This is a genomic window from Streptomyces yongxingensis, from assembly GCF_055597465.1.
The window spans coordinates 1,919,682-1,938,667 of sequence record NZ_CM145717.1 but is presented as its reverse complement, the minus strand read 5'-3'; the positions used below and the strand labels follow the sequence as shown (position 1 = coordinate 1,938,667).

14 protein-coding genes are annotated in these 18,986 nt (G+C 73.5%); 6 read left to right on the top strand and 8 right to left on the bottom strand.

All coding sequences use genetic code 11. The annotated features are described in order from the left end of the window. Positions 1-54 precede the first annotated feature (54 nt). Positions 55-1,998: a DUF2264 domain-containing protein gene (locus tag ACZ6TD_RS07670; RefSeq protein WP_471351818.1), complete on the top strand. Its 1,944-nt coding sequence runs from the start codon at positions 55-57 to the stop codon at positions 1,996-1,998. Continuing rightward, on the top strand, positions 1,995-2,771 hold the full coding sequence (locus ACZ6TD_RS07665) for a sugar phosphate isomerase/epimerase family protein (RefSeq protein ID WP_471351817.1): 777 nt from the start codon (positions 1,995-1,997) through the stop codon (positions 2,769-2,771). Before ACZ6TD_RS07670 ends, ACZ6TD_RS07665 begins: the two co-directional genes overlap by 4 nt. A gap of 104 nt (positions 2,772-2,875) precedes the next feature. On the opposite strand, the gene ACZ6TD_RS07660 is transcribed toward ACZ6TD_RS07665, so the two are convergent. Next, entirely contained in the window at positions 2,876-3,403 is a 528-nt protein-coding gene (locus ACZ6TD_RS07660) for a hypothetical protein (protein WP_471351816.1), read from the bottom strand. 237 nt (positions 3,404-3,640) lie between these two features. Between ACZ6TD_RS07660 and paaK the strand changes: the two genes are divergently transcribed. Continuing rightward, complete coding sequence (paaK, locus tag ACZ6TD_RS07655; RefSeq protein ID WP_471351814.1) at positions 3,641-4,963, top strand: phenylacetate--CoA ligase PaaK; 1,323 nt, start codon at positions 3,641-3,643, stop codon at positions 4,961-4,963. Positions 4,964-5,011: 48 nt separating this feature from the next. Here paaK and ACZ6TD_RS07650 read toward each other — a convergent pair whose 3' ends face one another. The 5 genes from ACZ6TD_RS07650 to ACZ6TD_RS07630 all read right to left on the bottom strand — a co-directional run bounded on the left by ACZ6TD_RS07650 (position 5,012) and on the right by ACZ6TD_RS07630 (position 9,674). Then, the gene (locus ACZ6TD_RS07650; RefSeq protein ID WP_471351813.1) at positions 5,012-5,893 is read right to left on the bottom strand and encodes a lysophospholipid acyltransferase family protein; all 882 of its coding nucleotides are present in this window, start codon (positions 5,891-5,893) and stop codon (positions 5,012-5,014) included. Continuing rightward, positions 5,890-6,645, bottom strand: coding sequence for a GNAT family N-acetyltransferase (locus ACZ6TD_RS07645; RefSeq protein ID WP_471351812.1), 756 nt, complete (start codon positions 6,643-6,645; stop codon positions 5,890-5,892). Before ACZ6TD_RS07645 ends, ACZ6TD_RS07650 begins: the two co-directional genes overlap by 4 nt. 220 nt (positions 6,646-6,865) lie before the next feature. After that, on the bottom strand, positions 6,866-7,549 hold the full coding sequence (locus tag ACZ6TD_RS07640; RefSeq protein ID WP_471351811.1) for a peptide deformylase: 684 nt from the start codon (positions 7,547-7,549) through the stop codon (positions 6,866-6,868). Between the two features lie 1,042 nt (positions 7,550-8,591). Next, complete coding sequence (locus tag ACZ6TD_RS07635) at positions 8,592-9,038, bottom strand: DUF2267 domain-containing protein (RefSeq protein ID WP_471351810.1); 447 nt, start codon at positions 9,036-9,038, stop codon at positions 8,592-8,594. 60 nt (positions 9,039-9,098) lie between these two features. Beyond that, the gene (locus ACZ6TD_RS07630; RefSeq protein WP_471351809.1) at positions 9,099-9,674 is read right to left on the bottom strand and encodes a winged helix-turn-helix transcriptional regulator; all 576 of its coding nucleotides are present in this window, start codon (positions 9,672-9,674) and stop codon (positions 9,099-9,101) included. Between the two features lie 140 nt (positions 9,675-9,814). Between ACZ6TD_RS07630 and ACZ6TD_RS07625 the strand changes: the two genes are divergently transcribed. Both ACZ6TD_RS07625 and ACZ6TD_RS07620 read left to right on the top strand, forming a co-directional pair. Then, on the top strand, positions 9,815-10,585 hold the full coding sequence (locus ACZ6TD_RS07625; RefSeq protein ID WP_471351807.1) for a methyltransferase domain-containing protein: 771 nt from the start codon (positions 9,815-9,817) through the stop codon (positions 10,583-10,585). Positions 10,586-10,757: 172 nt separating this feature from the next. Next, positions 10,758-11,228: an NUDIX hydrolase gene (locus ACZ6TD_RS07620; protein ID WP_471351806.1), complete on the top strand. Its 471-nt coding sequence runs from the start codon at positions 10,758-10,760 to the stop codon at positions 11,226-11,228. A 70-nt stretch (positions 11,229-11,298) separates the two neighbouring features. Here ACZ6TD_RS07620 and ACZ6TD_RS07615 read toward each other — a convergent pair whose 3' ends face one another. After that, on the bottom strand, positions 11,299-15,906 hold the full coding sequence (locus ACZ6TD_RS07615; RefSeq protein WP_471351805.1) for a glycoside hydrolase family 2 TIM barrel-domain containing protein: 4,608 nt from the start codon (positions 15,904-15,906) through the stop codon (positions 11,299-11,301). 193 nt (positions 15,907-16,099) lie between these two features. Between ACZ6TD_RS07615 and ACZ6TD_RS07610 the strand changes: the two genes are divergently transcribed. Beyond that, positions 16,100-17,812 carry a GAF domain-containing sensor histidine kinase gene (locus ACZ6TD_RS07610; protein ID WP_471351804.1) on the top strand — a complete coding sequence of 571 codons (1,713 nt, stop codon included), beginning with the start codon at positions 16,100-16,102 and terminating at the stop codon, positions 17,810-17,812. Positions 17,813-17,975: 163 nt separating this feature from the next. Here ACZ6TD_RS07610 and ACZ6TD_RS07605 read toward each other — a convergent pair whose 3' ends face one another. Next, positions 17,976-18,977 carry an Acg family FMN-binding oxidoreductase gene (locus ACZ6TD_RS07605; protein ID WP_471351802.1) on the bottom strand — a complete coding sequence of 334 codons (1,002 nt, stop codon included), beginning with the start codon at positions 18,975-18,977 and terminating at the stop codon, positions 17,976-17,978. Positions 18,978-18,986: the final 9 nt, after the last annotated feature.

Genomic DNA, 18,986 nt, shown 5'->3' with positions numbered 1-18,986 from the left:
CGGCTCTCCGCGCGCCCTCTCACGTCCCGCGACCCCCAGGAGGCCCACCCCACCATGCCCGAGCTCCCCTTCCTCCTCCCCGCCGACGACCGCACCCTCAGCCCCCACACCGGCTACACCCGCGCCCACTGGGAGGCCGCCGCGGACGGCATGCTGCACGCCGCCCTCCGCTACGCCACCCCCGGCCAGGCCCTGATCGACCTGCCCGGCCCGCCGTCCAGGTCCGGGGTGCGCTCCGACGGGCTCGAAGGGTTCGCCCGCACCTTCCTCCTGGCCGCCTTCCGCGCCGCCGGAGCCTCGGGCAAGGACCAGCACGGCTTCCTGGAGCGCTACACCGCCGGGATCGCCCGCGGCACCCTCACCCCCGGGCGCCAGGACGCCGAGTCCTGGCCGGTGATCGGCCATCACGGGGCCCAGGGCCAGCCCATGGTGGAGTCCGCGTCCGTGGCCCTGGGCCTGCGGCTCACCGCGCCGTGGACCTGGGAGGCCCTGCCGTCCGACGCCCAGGACCGCACCGAGGAGTGGCTGCGCGGGGCGCTGCGCCACCAGCCCGCCCCCAACAACTGGTACCTCTTCCCCCTCACCGTCGCAGGTTTCCTCGAGGCCGTCGGACGCGGCGACGCCGAGACGGCCCGCGCCATCGAGCGGGGGCTCGGCCTGCTGGAGGGCTGGTACCAGGGCCAGGGCTGGTACTCCGACGGCGACGGGCGGTCGTTCGACCACTACAACGGCTGGGCGCTGCACATGTACCCGCTGCTCCACGCCCATCTCGCCGCCGACGGGGAGCTCCTGGACCGGCTCGGCCCCCGGCTGCGCACCTTCCTCGAAGGCTTCTCGCTGCTCTTCGACGCCGACGGCGCCCCCATCCACCACGGCCGCTCCCTCACCTACCGCTTCGCCGCCGGCGCCTCGGTGGCCCTCGGCGCCCTCACCGGCCACACCCCCCTCGCCCCCGGCGCCACCCGCCGCCTCCTCAGCGGAGCGCTGCGCCACTTCCTGGACCGCGGGGCGCTGACCGAGGACGGGGTGCTGAGCCTGGGCTGGTACGGGCCGCACGCCGCGACCCTCCAGCGCTACTCCGGGCCCGGCTCGCCCTACTGGGCCTCCAAGGGGTTCCTCGCCCTGCTGCTCCCGCCGGACCACCCGGTGTGGACCGCGACCGAGGAGGCCGCGCCCGCCGAGGGTCCTGACCGGGCGCTGGCGCTGCCCGCGGCCGGATTCCTCGTCCAGACCACGGGCCGGGACGGGCTGGTGCGGCTGCACAACCACGGCAGTTACAAGCTCCGCCCCTGGGAGGCCGAGCACGCGCCCGCCGACCCGCTCTACGCCCGGCTCGCCTACTCCACCCGCACCGGCCCCACCAGCGCGGAGAACACCCCCGACAACCACATCGCCCTCGAAGAGCGCGGCGTGCGCACCGCCCGGCTGCGCATCCACCCCCTGGCCGCGGGCCCCGACTGGCTCGCCTCCTCGCACACCCCCGCCTTCCCCGACGGCGGGCCCAAGGTGCCCTCGATCCGCATCGACAGCCTGACCCTCGTCCGCGGCCGCCTCGAAGTGCGCGTCCACCGCACCGTGGGCGTCCCCGCCGGGACCCGGATCCACCACAGCGGCTGGGCTGTCGCCCTGCCCCCGGGCACCCCCGCGGAGACCGAGGAGGGCGCCGAGATACGGCTGGACGGGGGAGAGGTGACCGGTCAGCTCCTCGGACTGCACGGCTGGGAGACCGCCACCGCGGTCCGGGCACCGCAGGGCACCGCGTACGGGCCGTGGGCCCTGGTCCCCGAACTCACCGGCACCGTCGGCGAGGACCCCTCCGGCACCCTCTTCGTCGCCCTGGCCTCGCTCACCGGGGAGCGCGACCCGGCCCCGCTCGCCGATCTCGCCACCGCCGAGGTGGACGGGCTCGCGGTCACCGTGCGGCCGGCGGACGGCGGAGCCTTCGTGGTGGACTTCGGCGCGGGCGACGCGCCCACCGTCACGGAGGTGGGGGCGTGACGCGGCTCGGCATCTGCTCGGTGACCCTGCGCCGGCTCGCCCCGGACCGGGTGATCGCCGCCGTGGCCGGAGCGGGCCTGGAGTGCGTGGAATGGGGCGGTGACGTCCATGTGCCGCCCGGCGACGAGGACACCGCCCGGCGGGTCCGCGACGCCACCGTGGACGCCGGGCTCGCCGTCGCCTCGTACGGCTCCTACTACCGTGCGGGGCACAGCGACCCGGAGGAGTTCGACGGGGTGCTCCGCTCCGCCGTGGCGCTCGGCGCACCGCGCATCCGGATCTGGGCGGGTGCCACGGGCACGGGGGAGACCCCGCCCGAGGGGCGCCGCGCGGTGGTTGAGGACACCCGGCGCGCCGCCGCGCTCGCCGCGGAAGCGGGGCTGGAACTCGCCTACGAGTTCCACCGCAACACCCTGACCGACGGCGCGGACCACACCCTCCGGCTGCTGGAGGAGGTGGACCGCGCCGACGTCGCCACCTACTGGCAGCCGCCCGTCGACATGCCCGACGCCGAGGCGCTGAAGGGGCTGGACGCGCTGGGGGACCGGATCGCCGCGGTGCACGCCTTCTCCTGGTGGCCCGGGACCACCCGGCTGCCGCTGACCGCCCGCGCCCCGCTGTGGCGCAGCGCCTTCGAGCGGCTGCTCGCGCACCGCGTCGCCGCGTCCGCCGACGGCCCGCCGCTGGATGTCCTGCTGGAGTTCGTACCGGACGACGACGAGCGGCTGCTGCCCCGGGAGGCGGCCACGCTGCGGGCACTCGCCGACGTATAGGGGGTCCGGCGGTACGCGTACGCCTTCGGCGAGCTGCTCCCTCCCCGCCCCTTCCCACGGCGTCGATATGCGGCAGCTGACGTAGCGACGTTTAGGGGAAGGGGTCACTGGGGGGCGCCGGAGGCGCCCCCGTAGGAGGTGCCCTCCTCGATGGAGCCGCCGAACTTCTCCCGGAACTCCTCCATGTTCTTCCGGGGCGAGGACGACAGCACCCAGCGGTTGCCGACCAGATAGACCCCGCCGTACATCTGCGCGGTCTCCAGCCAGTCGCGCTGGTTCTTGGCGGTGACGAAGTCGAGGAAGAGGAACTTTCCCTTGGAGTTCTTGCAGACGGCCTGGCGGTAGTCGTCCACCTTGGTGGTGAACTCGGGGTTGCAGCCGGCGGCCGAGGCGAGCTGCTCCACCCGCGCGGCCTTGGGCGTGGGAGTGGCGCTCGCACTCGGCCGGGCGGCGTTTCGTCCGGTCTCCGCCTTGGCGTCCGCCTTACCGTCCCCGCCGCCGCATCCCGCGATGGCGAGCAGCGCGCCCACGGCAGCCGCGACCGCCATCGGGCGCGGGCCGTGGCGGCGCGGGGCGCGGTCGGCGGTCCGGACCGGGTGCGGAGCGTCGGCGTCGGCGGCGGCGTCGTACATGAAAGGCCCTCTCGCATCGTCGGATCCGGGGTGCGGCTGCGTCCCTCGCGCGTACGGATACGGATGGAGGGCCCCGAGCGTTCACCGCCCTCGCGCCGTACCGCGCCGTACCGCGCCGGGCCGACGCGCGTACGGGGATGTCCCGACCCTTGACAGCCAGGTCGGATGCTGGATTACTGGACCGCGCCCGAACGGTAACCGAATGGTCGGTCGGCATCCGGAGGTGGTGGACGGCCCATGGTGGAATCGCTGAGCGCGGCTCCGCTCGACGACGCCGAGCGGATGAGCCCCGAGGAGCTGAGGGCGCTTCAGCTCACCCGGCTGCGCGCCACCTTGCGCCATGCGTACGACCACGTCGAGCTGTACCGCAAGAAGTTCCGCGAGGCCGGGGTCGGCCCCGAGGACTGCCGCACCCTGGAGGACCTGGCCCGGTTCCCCTTCACCACCAAGGCCGATCTGCGCGACAGCTACCCCTTCGGGATGTTCGCCGTCGAGCAGAGCGAGGTGCGGCGGCTCCACGCCTCCAGCGGCACCACCGGACGCCCCACCCTCGTCGGCTACACCGAGCACGACCTGGCGGTCTGGGCGGAGGTGATCGCCCGCTCGATCCGCGCGGCCGGCGGCCGCCCCGGCCACAAGGTGCACATCTCCTACGGCTACGGCCTGTTCACCGGCGGCCTCGGCGCCCACTACGGCGCCGAGCGGCTCGGCTGCACCGTCATCCCCGCCTCCGGGGGGATGACCGCCCGGCAGGTGCGGCTCATCCTGGACCTCAGGCCCGAGATCATCATGATCACGCCCTCCTATCTGCTGACGCTCCTGGACGAGTTCGAGCGGCAGGGCGTCGATCCCCGCTCCACCTCCCTCCAGGTCGGCATCTTCGGCGCCGAGCCCTGGACGGAGGAGATGCGCCGGGAGATAGAGGAGCGCATGGACATCCACGCGGTGGACATCTACGGGCTCTCGGAGGTGATCGGCCCGGGGGTGGCCCAGGAGTGCGTGGAGACCAAGGACGGGCTGCACGTCTGGGAGGACCACTTCTACCCCGAGATCGTGGATCCGCTCACCGATGAGGTGCTGCCCGGCGGCGAGGAGGGGGAGCTGACCCTCACCACCCTCACCAAGGAGGCGCTCCCCGTCATCCGCTACCGCACCCGGGATCTCACCCGGCTGCTGCCCGGCACCGCCCGCCCCGCCTTCCGGCGCATCCAGAAGATCACCGGCCGCTGTGACGACATGCTCATCGTGCGCGGGGTCAATGTCTTCCCCAGCCAGATCGAGGAGATCGTGCTGCGGGTCCCGTCGGTGGCCCCGCACTTCCAGCTCGAGCTGACCCGGCGCGGCCGGATGGACCATATGGCGGTGCGGATCGAGGCGCGCCCCGGGGTCGGCCCCGAGCGGCGCGCCGACGCCGCCACGGCGATCGCGCGGGGAGTCAAGGACGGGGTGGGGCTCACGGTCGAGGTGGAGGTCGTGGACCCGGAGACGCTGGAGCGCTCCGTGGGCAAGATCCGCCGGGTCAAGGACCTGCGGACGGAGGTTGAGCGGACACAGGGCTGAGTCGCCCCGGGCGCCGTCCCCGCACGGGACGGGACCCGGGGCATGGGCTCACCGTGCCGGTCCGAGGGCTTCTCGGCGGGCCGGCCCGAGGGCGGCGACCTCCTGGTGGAGGGGCAGCCGCGCCCCGCAGACGGTCGCCTGGGCCCGCGCCGCGACCCGGCGCCGGTCGTCGACGTCCCGCATCGGCCGCAGCGGCCGGTGCACCTTCACCCGCACCGTGAGCCCGTCGGCGCGGATCACCCGGCGCAGTGAGTGGCCGAAGTCGTCCTCGCCGACGAAGGCGGCCACCGTGGTCGGGACGCCGTGCTGGACGTAGTCCAGGGTCACCGGGCGCACCGGCGCGCCCGCGTCCAGCGCGGCCTGGAAGGTGGCCCGGCGGAAGCTGCCGCCGGTGCCCGCACACCAGGTGATGCCCTGCGGGAAGGCCATCACCGACTGGCCGTCACGCAGCCGGGCCGCCATCTCCCGTACGGTCGCGGGGAGTTCGCGCAGCGAGCTGCGGTCGATGTACAGCGTTCCCGCGCGGGTGACCATCGGGCCGATCAGCGGCCAGCCCGCGATCTCCCGTTTGGCCAGCATGACCACGGGCTCCATCGACAGCAGCGCGATGACGTCCAGCCAGGAGATGTGGTTCGCCACGACCAGCGTGCCGGTGGCCCCCGGGACGCTGAGCGTGCTGTCGCCCGCCACCTCCAGCCGGATGCCGAGGGAGTCCAGCAGCGTCGCCGCACGCGCCCGCAGCGTCTCGGGCTCGGCGATCCGCCGACCGGACACCAGCGCGCCCAGCACCGCCCGGCCGAAGACCGCGGCCCGCCGGGCGACCCGGGTGGCCGGGACGCGGTCGGCGGCGTGGGCGACACAGCCGGTGGTGCACGGCGACCAGGCCGCCCAGGCGTGTGCGGGCAGGCTCATCGCGGGCGGGACGGTCACTGGGATTCACCCAGGAAGTAGCGGCGGTAGCGGTCGTTCATCCGCTCGGTGTCCAGCAGCACGAAGAAGTCGGCGTCGTTGAAGGCCCGGTCGTGCTGCGGGGATCCGCACATCCAGGCGCCGACCCGCAGATATCCGCGCAGCAGCGGCGGCAGATCGGCGTAGCTTGGCTCGCCGTCCAGCGGCCGCGAGGGTATCCACGGGTCGAGGGGGTGGACCCGCATCTCCGGCGGGGCGGCGTGCTTGGTGGTGCCGAGCAGCCAGGCGTTGGCGGCGGCCTGCTCGCCCTCGGCCAGCGGCACCGAGGCGCAGCCCGCGAGATAGCGGTGGCCGGACAGCAGTACATAGCGGGCCAGACCGGCCCACATCAGGTTGATGACGGCCCCCGAGCGGTGGTCGGCGTGCACACAGGCGCGGCCGGCCTCGACCATGGACGAGCGGACCTCGGCCGGAAGTCCGTGCAGATTGAACTCGGTGTCCGAGTAGAGCCGCTCACTGCGCCCCGGGGGAAGCAGCCGGTAGGTGCCGACCACGGTGTCCGTCGCCGTGTCCGTGACGATCAGGTGGTCCATGACGTCGTCGAACTCGTCCACGTCGCGGCCGTCGACCGCCGCGTCCAGCCGGCCGCCCCTCTCCTCGCCGAACACCTGGTAGCGCAGCCGCTGCGCGGCGTGGATCTGCTCCTGGGTGTGGGCGATCGAGGTGACGTAGGAGCTGGTGGGCGCCGTCGTGGACGTCGTGAGCACGGGCATTCCTGTTCTCCGTTCGAGGGAAGTCAGGAGCGGTGGGGACTGGGGAAGAGCGGGAGAAACGCGCGGAAGAAACGCCTCACTCGCCGTGCGGTACGCGGAGGCGGCGCGTACCGGGGCGTCCACCAGTCTTGCCGTGGCGACGTACGTCACAGTGTCCGTGCGGTGATTCGGCGACTGCCAGTCGATGACGAGAACATGCCGCTGGTCGGCCGGGCCGTGGTTACGGAGCGGTGGCGCCGGTGCCGCCGCTGTCATCGGCGGCGCCGGTGGCGCTCGGGAGCGGGAAGCCCAGCGCATGGGCCGCGGTGGCGGGGGTGGGCTGGGACCAGAAGTCGCTTACCGCCTCGGCCGAGGACAGGGAGCGGGTTTCGGCCAGATCCAGATAGAGAACGCCGTCGAGGTGGTCGGTCTCGTGCTGGACGATCCGCGCGGGCCAGCCGGTGAACTCCTCGTCCAGCTCCCGCCCCGTCTCGTCCTGTCCGCGCAGCCGGATCCGGTCCGGGCGGCCGACCACGGCCTGCCAGCCGGGGATGCTCAGGCATCCCTCGAAGAACGCCGCCCGGCCGTCGCCGACCGGTTCGTAGGTGGGGTTGACCAGCACCCGGTACGGCTGCGGCACCCGGCCGCGCGCCTCGCGCACCTCGGCCGTCACCTCCGCCGGGTCCTCGATCACCGCCAGCCGCAGCGGCACACCGATCTGCGGGGCCGCGAGCCCCACCCCGGGCGCGGAGTGCATGGCTTCCCGCATCGCCGTCAGCAGCCGGTCCAGCTGGTCCGCGGCCAGTTGGCCCTCGTACGGCAGGGCGGGCCGCCGGAGCACGGGGACGCCCGCGGAGAGGATCGGCAGCGGGCGGGTCCCGGAGAGCAGTTCGTCGACGAGCTCGGACAGGGTGGTGGTCGGCATGGGGACAGCCTGGCAAGACGATCACGCCACGGCAATTCGCGGGCCGGGGCCGGAATTCGGGGCCGGGGTTCGGGCGCCCTCGGGTACGGGTGCTCACCATCGGACAAAAGATGAACAGGGCACCGATGGGGTCCGTAGACGCTGATGAGCCGCCGGGGAACATCCCACGCCCCCGCGGCTCGGCCGAGTCTCCCGGCTCGGCCGCTGCCGCTCCGCGGTGCTCTCCCCGTTGCGCACGCGGGGCGGCAGCCTTCCCGGCCGTGGGGACGTCCGAGGGAGCTTGGCGCCTGCGGCGGGCTGCTCCCCTCCCCGCCCCTTCCCGAAACTGGTGCTCCGCCCCAGACCCCGAACCGGGGCTCCGCCCCAGACCCCGAACCGGGGCTCCGCCCCAGGCCCCGAACCGGGGCTTCGCCCCAGGCCCCGAACCGGGGCTTCGCCCCAGGCCCCGGATCGGGGCTTCGCCCCAGGCCCCGGACGGGGCTTCGCCCCAGGCCCCGGATTGGGGCTGCGTTCGAGGCCCAGGGTCTGGGCTTCGCTCTAGACGCCGGGTCGGGGCCTCGCTCCAGACGCCGGGCTGGGGCTTGGCCTCAGATTCCGGGCCGGTGCTTTGCCTCAGGCCCCGAACCGGGGCTTCGCCCCAGGCCCCGGATCGGGGCTGCGTTCGAGGCCCAGGGCTGGGGCTTCGCTCCAGACGTCGGGTCGGGCTGCGCCTCAGATCCCGGATCGGGGCTTCGCCCCAGGCCCCGGATCGGGGCTGCGCCCCAGATTCCGGATTGGGGCTGCGTTCGAGGCCCAGGTCGGGGCTCCGCCCCAGACCCCGACCGGGGCTTCGCGCCTTCCCGCGGCATCGATATGCGGCTTCGCCGCGTGGTGGGGCTCGGGGCTGCGCCCCAGACCCGGGGTCCAGGGGCGGAGCCCCTGGTTACGGGAAGGGGCGGGGAGGGGAAAGATCCACCGGCCCCGCCGTCCTGGCGTGCCAGTGCGCTGGGGTGTACGGGGCTGCGCGCCAGGCCCCGGGGTCCAGGGGGGCCGGCCGTAAGCCCTACTCGGTCGGCGCGTTCTGCTCGGCCCGTGACTCCGGCAGCAGCTCCCGGATGTCGTTCGGCAGCACGCCGTACAGCTTCTCCATCAGCTCCGGGTCCACGGCCGAGTCCAGCACCTCGAAAAAGGCGGCCGCCTCGCGCAGCGCCTCCTCCTCGGTGTGCTCGGTGCGCCACGCGATCCGGCCCGCGAAACCGGTGAGGTCGAACCGCTCGCCGTGGTCCCGTCGGTACGCCCGCTCCTCGGGTGAGCCCTCATGGGAGGCGGCGACGCGCCGCAGCGGCTCCGCCGCCTCCTGCGGCAGCTGGGCCGCCATATGGTCCGCCAGCCCGTCCGGGATGCGCTCGGCGAGCGTTTCGAGCGTCGCCCGTACCGCACGCTCGGCGGACTGCCGGTCGGGGAGCTGGGCCCGGGCCTGGACCAGGCCCGTCATTTCTTCGTAGCGCATGGTCGGCGCTCCTCGTGGTCGGGTGCCCGGCTGCTGTGCCGAGTGCCCCGTGCCGGTCGCTCAAACCGCCGCCGGGCGCCCGGTCTCCGGGGTGTCCTCCCGCCCGTCCCGCCCGTCCTCCCGCCCGTCCCGCCCGTCCTCCCGCGCGGCGAGCAACGGCCCCAGCACCCGGGTGCCGGGGCCGGTGCGCCCGCCGGGGCCCGGGAGCTGGGTGGTGTTGCCGACCGTCAGGGGCTCCCCGCAGTGGGCGCACGCGGACACCGGCGTGGTGTCCCGCCCGCAGCCGAGATGGCGGATCCGGGCCGGGGGCCCGGCGGGGCCCGCGTACCAGCGGTCGCCCCACTCCATCAGGGCCAGCAGCACCGGATAGAGCTCCTCGCCCTTGGGAGTGGCGCGATAGTGCTCACGCGGTGGCCGCTCCTGGTACCGCTCCCGGACCAGCACCCCCTCGTCGACCAGCCGGGACAGCCGGGCGGCCAGGACCTTACGCGATATGCCCAGGTCATGGGCGAGATCGTCGAAGCGGGTGACCCCGGTGAGCACATCCCGCATGATCAGCGCCGTCCAGGCGTCGCCGAACAGATCGGTGGCGCGGGCGATCGAACAGGCCACATCGGCGAGCGGAGTACGGGTCATGACCCGACCCTATCCGAGTTCCCTGAGGGAACTTAAGGATGTTAGGTTTCCTCGGGGAACCCGCTGAGCCCGTCCGGGCCGCCCCAGGCACCGGTGAATCCGCGAATCCGCGAATCCGCGCACCCGTGAGGGAGAAGACGATGGCCGCCGCCCCGCACATCGAACTGGACTCACGGTCGCCGGAGGCCGTCGACGGCCGTCAGATCAGGGCCGTCACCTTCCAGGACAGCCGTCTAGAGTACGTCCGCACCACCCTCAAGAGCGTGGACCTCTCCGCGTCCGGAAGCCGCGCCGTGGTCGTGGGCAGCGGCCGCGGGCTGCTGGCCCGCGGGCTGGCCGGTCTCGGCTTCGACGTCGTCGCCGTCGACCCCTCCGCCACCGCGACCGAGATGGCGCGCGAGGCGGGCGAGCGCGAGCACCCCGGGATCGACTACCGCACCGCGCCCGCCGAGCGACTCGGCCTCGCCGACGGCGCGTTCGACCTCGCCTACTACGCGGACACCTTCGAGATCACCCCGGATCTCGACCGGGTGCTGGCGGAGGCCGCCCGGGTGCTGCGGCCCGGCGGGGTGCTGATCTACGACACCGTCAACCGCACCCTGCTCTCCCGGCTGATCTACCTCGGCGCCTTCCAGCGCGTTCCGGTGACCCGGATCATGCCCGCCGGCCGCTACACGGCGGCCCGGCTGCGCACCCCCGCCGAGCTGACCGCCGCCCTGGAGCGGCAGGGGTTGCGCAACGAGGACATCTGCGACTTCAAGCCCAAGGATCCGCGCAGCCTGGTCAAGGCCACCATGGCGCGCCGCCGGGGGCGGATCACCGATGAGCAGATCCCGCCGATCGTCGACTTCGTCCTCGCCCCGGACGCCCGGCCGCTGGTCACCTACCTCGGCTACGCCCGCAAGGGCTGATACCTCGGCTGCGCCCGTAAGGGCTGATACCTCGGCTGCGCCCGTAAGGGCTGATACCTCGGCTGCGCCCGTAAGAGCGGATACCTCGGACGCGCCCCCTCGGCCGCGCCCGTAAGGACCGAGCGGCGAGCCCGGCACCGCGCCCCGGCCGCCTGAGCGCACACTGGGCACCGTGACTCGCAAGCGCAGCGCCGGACTCCTGCTCCACCGGGGCGCGGGCCCGGCCGTCGAGGTTCTGCTCGCCCATATGGGAGGCCCGTTCTGGGCCACCAAGGACGAGGGCGCCTGGACGGTGCCCAAGGGGGAGTACGACGAGGACGAGACCCCGGAGGCCGCCGCGCGCCGGGAGTTCCAGGAGGAGCTCGGCCTGGCCCCGCCCGGCGGTGAGCCGATTCCGCTCGGCTCCGTGACCCAGACCGGGGGCAAGCTGGTCATCGCCTGGGCACTGGAGGGCGATCTCGACCCGGCGGGCATCACTCCCGGCACCTTCGCCATGGAGTGGCCGAAGGGCTCCGGCCGGATGCGGGAGTTCCCCGAGATCGACCGGGTCGCCTGGTTCGGCCTGGACGAGGCCCGCCGGAAGATGGTGGCGAAGCAGCGGGTCTTCCTGGAGCGGTTGGAGGAGCTGCTCGAGGGCGGGTAGGGCGCGGAGGGCGGGGAGGGCGTGGGCCCCGGCAGCGAATGACCGGGGCCCGCGCCCTTCCGCCGTCATCTCACCGCTTACCTCCCGTTCCGCACCGCACCGTGGCCGCTCCCCAGTCGGCGTGGTCATGCGCGTTGCCGTCGCCGCTGTCGGTGACCCGCAGCCGGAGCCGCTGCGCGCCCTCGACCCGCGCCTCCACCGGTACGGCCGCGTCCGAGCCGCGCACCGTCTCGCCCCGGTACACCCGCTCGCCGTCGGCGTAGACCTCGAAGACGACGCTGCCGTCGGCCCCCACCTCGTCGTCCACACCCGTCCGCGCGGTGAACGTCGAGCAGTTGCCGCCCAGGAAGACCTCGACCGTGGAGTCGGCGTGGGTGCCGAGGCCCCGCTCGTAGGCCGTGCCGTCGATGGTGAGGGTCTTTCCGTCGCCCGGCGCGGACTCGCCGTTGCTGCGGTCGCGTTCGACCGGGCCCCAGCCGTTGTCCGCGGTGATGAAGTCGAGCGTGGACACCGCCACCTCGCCGCGCGGCGGGGGAGGCGTGCCGTCGAGTTCGGCCGACGCCGAGCCGCTCACCCGCGCACCACCGGCCGAGGTCGCGCGGACGTCGGCCACGGCGGGCCGCAGACCGTCCGGGCTGCCCTCACCACGGCTGATCGTGGTCCGTACGGTCGCGGTCCGGCCCGCCGCGAGGTCGCCGAGGTCGACGGTGCCGGGCTCGGCGGTCCACCCCTCGGCCAGGCCGAAGGCGGCGGTGACGTCGCGCAGCGGGGTGTCGCACGGGTTGGTGACGGTCAGCTCGGCCGAGGTGGAGCCGCCCGCCGGAACCGTGGTGTCGGCGGCGGTGAGCTTCGCCTCGGGGGCGCAGACCACCGGGCCGCGCGGGGTGCCGGTACGGGCCTCGGCGCCCGTCAGCGGGCGCAGCCGCAGGGTGTAGGCGTACTCCTTGGCGGGCCGCACCTGGTACTCGGGCAGTACGGTGTGGAACGTCTCGCTCATCCCGCTCACCGCGTGGTCCAGGTGCAGGGTGTTGCCTCCCGGGTCCTTACGGAGGGCGAACGGGTAGGCGGCGCGGTCGATCCCGGTGTAGGGGGTCACCCCGGCCGAGAAGTCCCCGGACACCAGGAGCCCGCCGTTGCCGTCGGACAGCGAGGCCCAGCGGACGTCCTCGTGGTTCCCGTAGTCCTGCGGCTTGGTGTACCCGGCGAACTGCTCGGCCACGTCCGTGGAGTACACCCCCACGGGGGCGCCGTCCTCACGGTCGTTGTAGTTCTCCTGCGGCCCGCGCCCGTACCAGGTGAACCGGTCGTAGCGGTCGGGTATGCGCAGCGAGAGCCCGATACGGGGCAGATACGGCACCTTGCGCGCCGCGCCCCGGGCCTCCACGCGGTGGTCCAGGCGCAGCTCCCCGGAGCCGCTGACGGTATAGCGCAGGGTCTGGGCGAACGAGGAGTCCTTGACGCCGGGCGCGGCGGCGGAGGAGGGCACGGTGACGACGACCTCGCCGTTCCGCTCGTCCACCGTGACCTTGCCCGGCTCCGTGCGCAGCCGGTCCAGGCCCGCCTCGCGCCAGGGCCCCTCCTCGGAGCCGATCTCATTGCTGACCGGGGCGCGCCAGGCGTCCAGTTCGGGGCCGGAGCCGAGCAGCTCCCGGCCACCGGACTTCATGGAGACCAGCTCGCCACCGGCCCGGTCGAAGCCGTAACTGAAGCCGTCGCCGGTGACCGTAAGGCGGTCGCCGGAGGTGGTGGCCTTCACCTTCCCCGGTGCCCGCGCGGGTGTCGTGCCCGCGAGCTGCCGGCCGCCGATGTCGAACTGCTCGACCGCCACCCGGTGTCCGGCCTTCGCCCAGGCCGTGTCCGCCGCCTGCACCGCCTCCACGGTCAGCTGCCGGTCGGCGTCCCGAGGATTGGCGGGCGGCTTCGGCAGTTGGAGGGTGCTCCGCTCACCGGGGGCGAGGTCGAGGCCGCGGCTGCCCTGGGCGAGGGTGCGGGCGCCCTCGGTGACGCGCCAGCGCAGCCGGAGGTCGCCGGTGCCGGTGAAGGACCGCTCGTTGCGCACCTCGACCCGGCCCGCGCGGGCCTCGTCGCCCGCGATCCGGATCGGGGCGTGGACGGCCGCCATGGTGCGGGCCTCGGGCTGGACGGTGCGGTCGGAGGAGACCACCCCGTCGACCCCGCCGGTCCCGGCGCCGTAGGACAGGAAGTCCCCCTTACGGTCGAGCCGGTCGAAGTCGAGGGCCAGCACCGCGTCCCCGCTGGGGTCGGCGGCGAGCTGGTCGGGGCTCAGCGCCTCGTGGTAGACGCGGACCTGGTCGACGGTGCCGTGTGCCATCCGGGTGCGGATGTTCTCCTGGTCGGTCTCCGGGTTGCGGCCGATGTTCACCGGCTGCGCGGAGTAGCCGACGGAGCCGGTCCAGTCGGCCGACGCGGTCTGCTTCCCGTCGATGAGCAGCCGGAGCGTCCGGCCGTCGAAGGTGGCGGAGACGCGATGCCATGAGCCGTACCAGCCGGCGGGGACATCGGCCGCGACGGTGTGCCAGTCCCCGTCGCCGTAGACGAAGAACTCCAGGGTGTCCTTGTCGCGCATCTTCAGCGCATAGCTGTGGTCGCCCTTGGCGATCACGGTGAAGGAGCCGGTCCAGTCGGCGGGCTTCACCCAGGCGTCCAGGGTGAGCGCGTCCGACACCGCGTCCAGCTTCGGATCGCGGTAGACCTCCACGAAGTCGTCAAGACCGGACAGCTCCAGCGCCTTGCCGCGGTGGCCGGCCACCAGACCGGGCTTTCCGGAGACGTACGACAGGATGTCGTTGCCCGAGGTGTCGGGGGTGGTGAGCAGTGGCTGGGTGATGTTCTGCTCCGCCCAGTCCCAGATGTAGCCGCCCTGGACCTGCGGGTACTTCCGCACCACGTCCCAGAACTCGCGGAAGTTGCCGAGCGAGTTGCCCATGGCGTGGGCGTACTCACCCATGATGATCGGCTTGGTGGTGGCCTTCGCCTTCTCCTCGAGGCCCGAGGGGGAGGGGTAGCGCGGGCCCCAGACATCGGCGAACGGGGCGTCGCCGTCCGGGCTGTTGGGCTGGTGGTAGACCGGCCGGGCCGGGTCCTCGCGGTCCAGGAAGTCGGCCATCGCGTAGTGGGCCTTGCCCAGTCCGGCCTCGTTGCCGGTGTCCCACATCAGCACGCTGGGATGGTTCTTGTCCCGCTCGTACATCGCGGTGAGGCGGTCCATGAACGCCGCCTGCCACTCGGGCCGCTCGGCCAGGCAGTCGTCCGGGCAGGCGTCGTGGTGGTGGGTCTCGATGTCCACCTCGTCGTCGATCCACAGGCCGCGGGCGTCGGCCAGCTCGTAGAGGTACGGATCCGAGGGGTAGTGGGAGGTGCGCACGGAGTTGATGTTGAGCTGCTTCATCAGCGAGACGTCCGAGGCGGTGCGCTCCCGGCCGGCGTGCCGGCCGGTTTTGGGGTCGGTCTCGGAGCGGTTGACGCCCTTGACGAGGATGCGCTCGCCGTTGACGAGGAGCTTTCTGTCCCTGATCTCGATCTCGCGGAAGCCCACGGGCTGGGCGGTGGTGTGGGTGACCGAGCCGTCGGCGCCGGTGAGCCGGACGACGAGGGTGTAGAGGTGGGGCGTCTCATCGGTCCACTTGGCCGGGTTGGCCACATCGGCGGTGAGGGTGGTGGAGCCACCGCCGCCGCCCACCGTTCCCGACATCGTTGTCACCTTGCGGCCGCGCGCGTCGTAGAGGGTGCCGAGGACCTTGCGGTCGGCCCCCGAGCGCTCCGGGCCCTTGGCGGCCACCTCGACCTCGGCGGTCAGCCGGGCGTCGCGGTACCGGCTGTCCAGATCGGTCTTGACGGTGATGTCCCGCAGATATTCGGCCGGGGTGGAGTACAGCCCGACCGAGCGGAAGATGCCCGAGAACCGCCACTGGTCGTAGTCCTCCAGATGCGACCCCGAACCCCAGCGGTGGACCTGCACCGCGATGGTGTTGCGGCCCGGGTGCAGCCGGTCGCTGATGTCGAACTCGGCGGGGGTGTAGCCGCCCTGGTCGTAGCCCGCGTAGGAGCCGTTCACCCACACCGGATAGCCGCTGGTGACGCCCTCGAAGCGGAGGAACGTCCGGCGCTTCTCCCAGCTCTTGGGCAGCTCGAAGGTCTTGACGTAGGCACCGGTCGGATTGACGTCGTGCGGGACCTTCGGGGGGTCGTCCGGATACATCTCGGTGGGGATGTTCCGGAACACCGGATGGTCCAGGCCGTCCGTCTGCCAGGTGTGCGGCACGTTCACGCTGCGCCAGCCGCCCTTGGAGGTGTCGTAGCCCTCGGTGAAGAAGTCCTTCGGCACCTCCTCGGGGCGGTCGGACATATGGAGCTTCCAGGTGCCGTCGAGGGAGGCGGTCCAGCGGCTCTTGGTGCCGCCTTCGAGGGCCTCGGCGGTGTCGGCGTACGGGGTCAGCCGGGCGTGGGCGGGCTCCTGTCCGACCGCGGTGACCTCGGGGTCCTCCAGCAGCTTGTACACATCCGCGGGGAGTTCGGGGGTGTCCGCCGCTGCCGCCGGCGAGGCGGGGGCGGCGAGCGCGAGGGCCAGGGCGACGGCGGCGAGCCGGGGGAGTCGGGAGAGCCGGGAGAGCGAGGGGAATCGGGGGAGGGGGAGGCGACGTCGGGGGCGTCGGGGCATCTGGTGGTCCACCCTTCTGTGGGGTGTGGAAACGCTCCAGAATGAACAGGCCCGAACATTAGCCAACGCACCCCCTCCCGCCAAGATGTCCCGCAGCACTCACCGTCGGCCCGGCGCGGCTACCGTGAAAGGAGTGAGGGCGGTGCGGAACACCGTGCCGTGCGCGGTGGGGCCGACGGAGGCACCCGTGGGTATGGAGAGCACGAGGAGTACGGAGTACCTGCCCCGGCTGCGGCTGGACGAGCTGCTGGAAGAGCTGCAGGTGCGCATCGACGGGGTGCGTGGCACCCAGGACCGGGTGCACAGCCTGCTGGAAGCGGTCCTCTCGGTCGGCCGGGAGCTGGATCTGTCGCATGTGCTGCGGAGGATCGTCGAGGCCGCGGTGGTGCTGGTGGACGCCGAATACGGGGCGCTGGGCGTGATCGGCGAGGACCAGCGGCTGGCCGAGTTCCTCCCGGTGGGCGTCGGCGAGGAGCGGGCCGAGGCGATCGGGCGGCTGCCGTCGGGCCACGGGTTGCTGGGCGAGCTGATCCGCCACCCCCAGCCGCTGCGGCCGGCCGAGCTCTCGGAGCACCCGGCCTCCTACGGCTTTCCGCCGAACCACCCGCCGATGGGTTCCTTCCTCGGGGTGCCCATCCGGGTGCGCGACGAGGTCTTCGGCAACCTCTACCTCACCGAGAAGCGCGGCGGCAAGGAGTTCGACGGCGAGGACGAGACGGTGCTGTCCACCCTCGCCGTGGCCGCCGGGGTGGCCATCGAGAACGCCCGGCTCTACGAGGAGGCCCGGCACCGCCAGCGCTGGCTGGAGGCGAACGCCGAGGTCACCCACAGCCTGCTGTCCGGAGTGGACGAGACCAGGGTCCTGGAGCTGATCGTCGAGCACGCCCGCCGGATCCTCTCCGCCGACCTCGGCGTGCTGATGCTGCCGGTGGCCGACACCGACGAGCTGCAGGTCGCGCTGGCGGCGGGCACCGACGCCGAGGCCCACCGCGGTCTGGTGCTGCCCCGCCGGGGCACCTTCGGCGGCGCGGCCTTCACCGCCTCCGAGCCGGTCACCAGCACCGATGTCCAGAACGACCCGCGGATCACGGTCGGCCCGCAGCGCTGGGAGGGGCTCGGCCCGGCCGTCGCGGTGCCGATGCGGACGAGCGACGGGGTGGGCGGGGTGCTCTCGCTGGCCCGGGTGGCGGACAGCCCCGCCTTCACCCAGATCGAGACCGACACCCTGCTGGGCTTCGCGGGCCAGGCGGCGATCGCGATGAAACTGGCCGAGCGGCGGCGCGACGCCGAGCAGCTCGCCCTGCTCGAGGACCGCGACCGGATCGCCCGCGATCTGCATGACCTGGCCATCCAGCGGCTCTTCGCCGCCGGGATGACGCTGCAGTCCACCCTGCGGTTCGTCCAGCACCCGGAGGGCTCCGAACGGCTGCTGCGGGTGGTGGACGACCTGGACGACACCATCAAGATCATCCGCTCGACGATCTTCGGGCTGCGCTCGCACGAGGCGGGCCCCGCGGTCCAGGGGCTGCGGGTCCGTACCGCCAAGACCATCGAGGAGGCCGTGCCCGCGCTCGGCTTCACCCCCTCGCTGCGCACCGAGGGCCTGGTCGACACCGATGTGCCGCGCTCGGTCGCGGACGACATGGTCGCCGTGCTGGCCGAGGCGCTGTCGAACGTCGCCCGGCACGCACGGGCCGACGCCGCCGAGATCTCCCTGATCGTGGCGTCCGGGCGGCTGACCCTGACGGTCACGGACGACGGGGTGGGCATCCCCGAGGGCTGCCGTCGCAGCGGACTGCGGAACATGGCCGAGCGCGCCGAGAAGCTCGGCGGTGAGCTGGAACTCGGCGAGCCGCCGGGCGGCGGCACCCGCCTGGTGTGGGGCGTACCGCTGCCGGAGCGGTAGGCGGTGGCCGGGCCGCGGTGAGGGGGTGGCAGGGCTGCGGCGACAGGTGGTGGCCCGTGGTGCGGCGGTCGGCGGTGGCCGTGGCGCGGTGGCGCGGCGGTCGGCGGTGGCGCGGCGGTCGGCGGTGGCCGTGGCGCGGCGACAAGCGTCGGCCCGTGGCGCGTCAGCGGCGCCTGTCCAGGGCCTCGGCCGCCGCGTTGCGCGGCGTGTCCGGGCCCACCGGCCCGTAACCCAGCCGGATCAGCATCTGCACATGGCCGGGCGTCCGGTGGGCGTCGCTCAGCGACCACCGCAGGTCCGGCCACTCCAGCGCCTGGTGCAGCAGGGACGCCCGGACCGCGTGCGAGGTCGCCAGCAGCAGGACGTGTTCCAGCGCCTGCCCGGCCCGCAGCCAGTCGGTGCGCCGGTCCTGGTCCGTGGTCAGCACGGCGATGGTCGGATGGGGCTCGAACGGGGCGGTGGGCCGATCGTCGCCCCGGCGGCCGTCCGGCACCGGCCCGAGGTAGTCCCGCATCGGCAGCCACCCCGTGGCGTCCCGTGGGCCGAGGGCGGCCGGGGAAATTCCGTACGGCCCGGTGTCGCGGATCCAGGTGCGGCTCTCGGCGAGTCGGCGCGGGTTCCCGGAGATGCGCCGCTCCGCCTCGGCGGTCAGCCGCAGCAGCCATGCGGTCTCCTCGGGGCCCGCCGGCCACAGCGTGGCCCCGTTGGCGCGCGCCGCCTCCGTCAGGTCGCACAGCACCCGTGCGGGCAGTCGGCGCGCGGAGTAGGGGGAGCGGCTGCTGTGCCGCCGCCAGATGACGTCGTACAGGTCGTCGTGCCCGTTGTCGTGGCGCCCGGCGCGGTCGGCGGGCGGCGCGGCCAGGCGCACCGTGGCCAGCAGGTCGGGCTGCGACCGGTACGGCAGCAGCCGGACCACCGGGTCCCAGCCGAAGTGGGCCACGGCGACCCGCAGATTGAACACGGCGGCCCCGGCGGAGACGCTCAGCGCCCGGCCCATCGGATCGGCGTACCGCAGCGCCCGCTCGGGGGCGGCCCGGACCTCCAGGGTGACGGTGTCGGGGTTCAGCCGGTAGCGCCAGGGCTGGGTGTTGTGGATCGAGGGAGCGGCCACGGCCGCGGAGATGAGCTTCTCCAGGATCGCCGCGTCGAGCATTGCGGGCTGCATCGGGGTCCT

Excerpts from the sequence above, each read along its gene's own strand:
- ACZ6TD_RS07670 (WP_471351818.1), top strand. The coding sequence starts at position 55 with ATGCCCGAGCTCCCCTTCCTCCTCCCCGCCGACGACCGCACCCTCAGC.
- ACZ6TD_RS07660 (WP_471351816.1), bottom strand. The coding sequence starts at position 3,403 with ATGTACGACGCCGCCGCCGACGCCGACGCTCCGCACCCGGTCCGGACC.
- paaK (WP_471351814.1), top strand. The coding sequence starts at position 3,641 with ATGGTGGAATCGCTGAGCGCGGCTCCGCTCGACGACGCCGAGCGGATG.
- ACZ6TD_RS07645 (WP_471351812.1), bottom strand. The coding sequence starts at position 6,645 with ATGCCCGTGCTCACGACGTCCACGACGGCGCCCACCAGCTCCTACGTC.
- ACZ6TD_RS07640 (WP_471351811.1), bottom strand. The coding sequence starts at position 7,549 with ATGCCGACCACCACCCTGTCCGAGCTCGTCGACGAACTGCTCTCCGGG.
- ACZ6TD_RS07635 (WP_471351810.1), bottom strand. The coding sequence starts at position 9,038 with ATGCGCTACGAAGAAATGACGGGCCTGGTCCAGGCCCGGGCCCAGCTC.
- ACZ6TD_RS07630 (WP_471351809.1), bottom strand. The coding sequence starts at position 9,674 with ATGACCCGTACTCCGCTCGCCGATGTGGCCTGTTCGATCGCCCGCGCC.
- ACZ6TD_RS07625 (WP_471351807.1), top strand. The coding sequence starts at position 9,815 with ATGGCCGCCGCCCCGCACATCGAACTGGACTCACGGTCGCCGGAGGCC.
- ACZ6TD_RS07615 (WP_471351805.1), bottom strand. The coding sequence starts at position 15,906 with ATGCCCCGACGCCCCCGACGTCGCCTCCCCCTCCCCCGATTCCCCTCG.
- ACZ6TD_RS07610 (WP_471351804.1), top strand. The coding sequence starts at position 16,100 with ATGGAGAGCACGAGGAGTACGGAGTACCTGCCCCGGCTGCGGCTGGAC.
- ACZ6TD_RS07605 (WP_471351802.1), bottom strand. The coding sequence starts at position 18,977 with ATGCAGCCCGCAATGCTCGACGCGGCGATCCTGGAGAAGCTCATCTCC.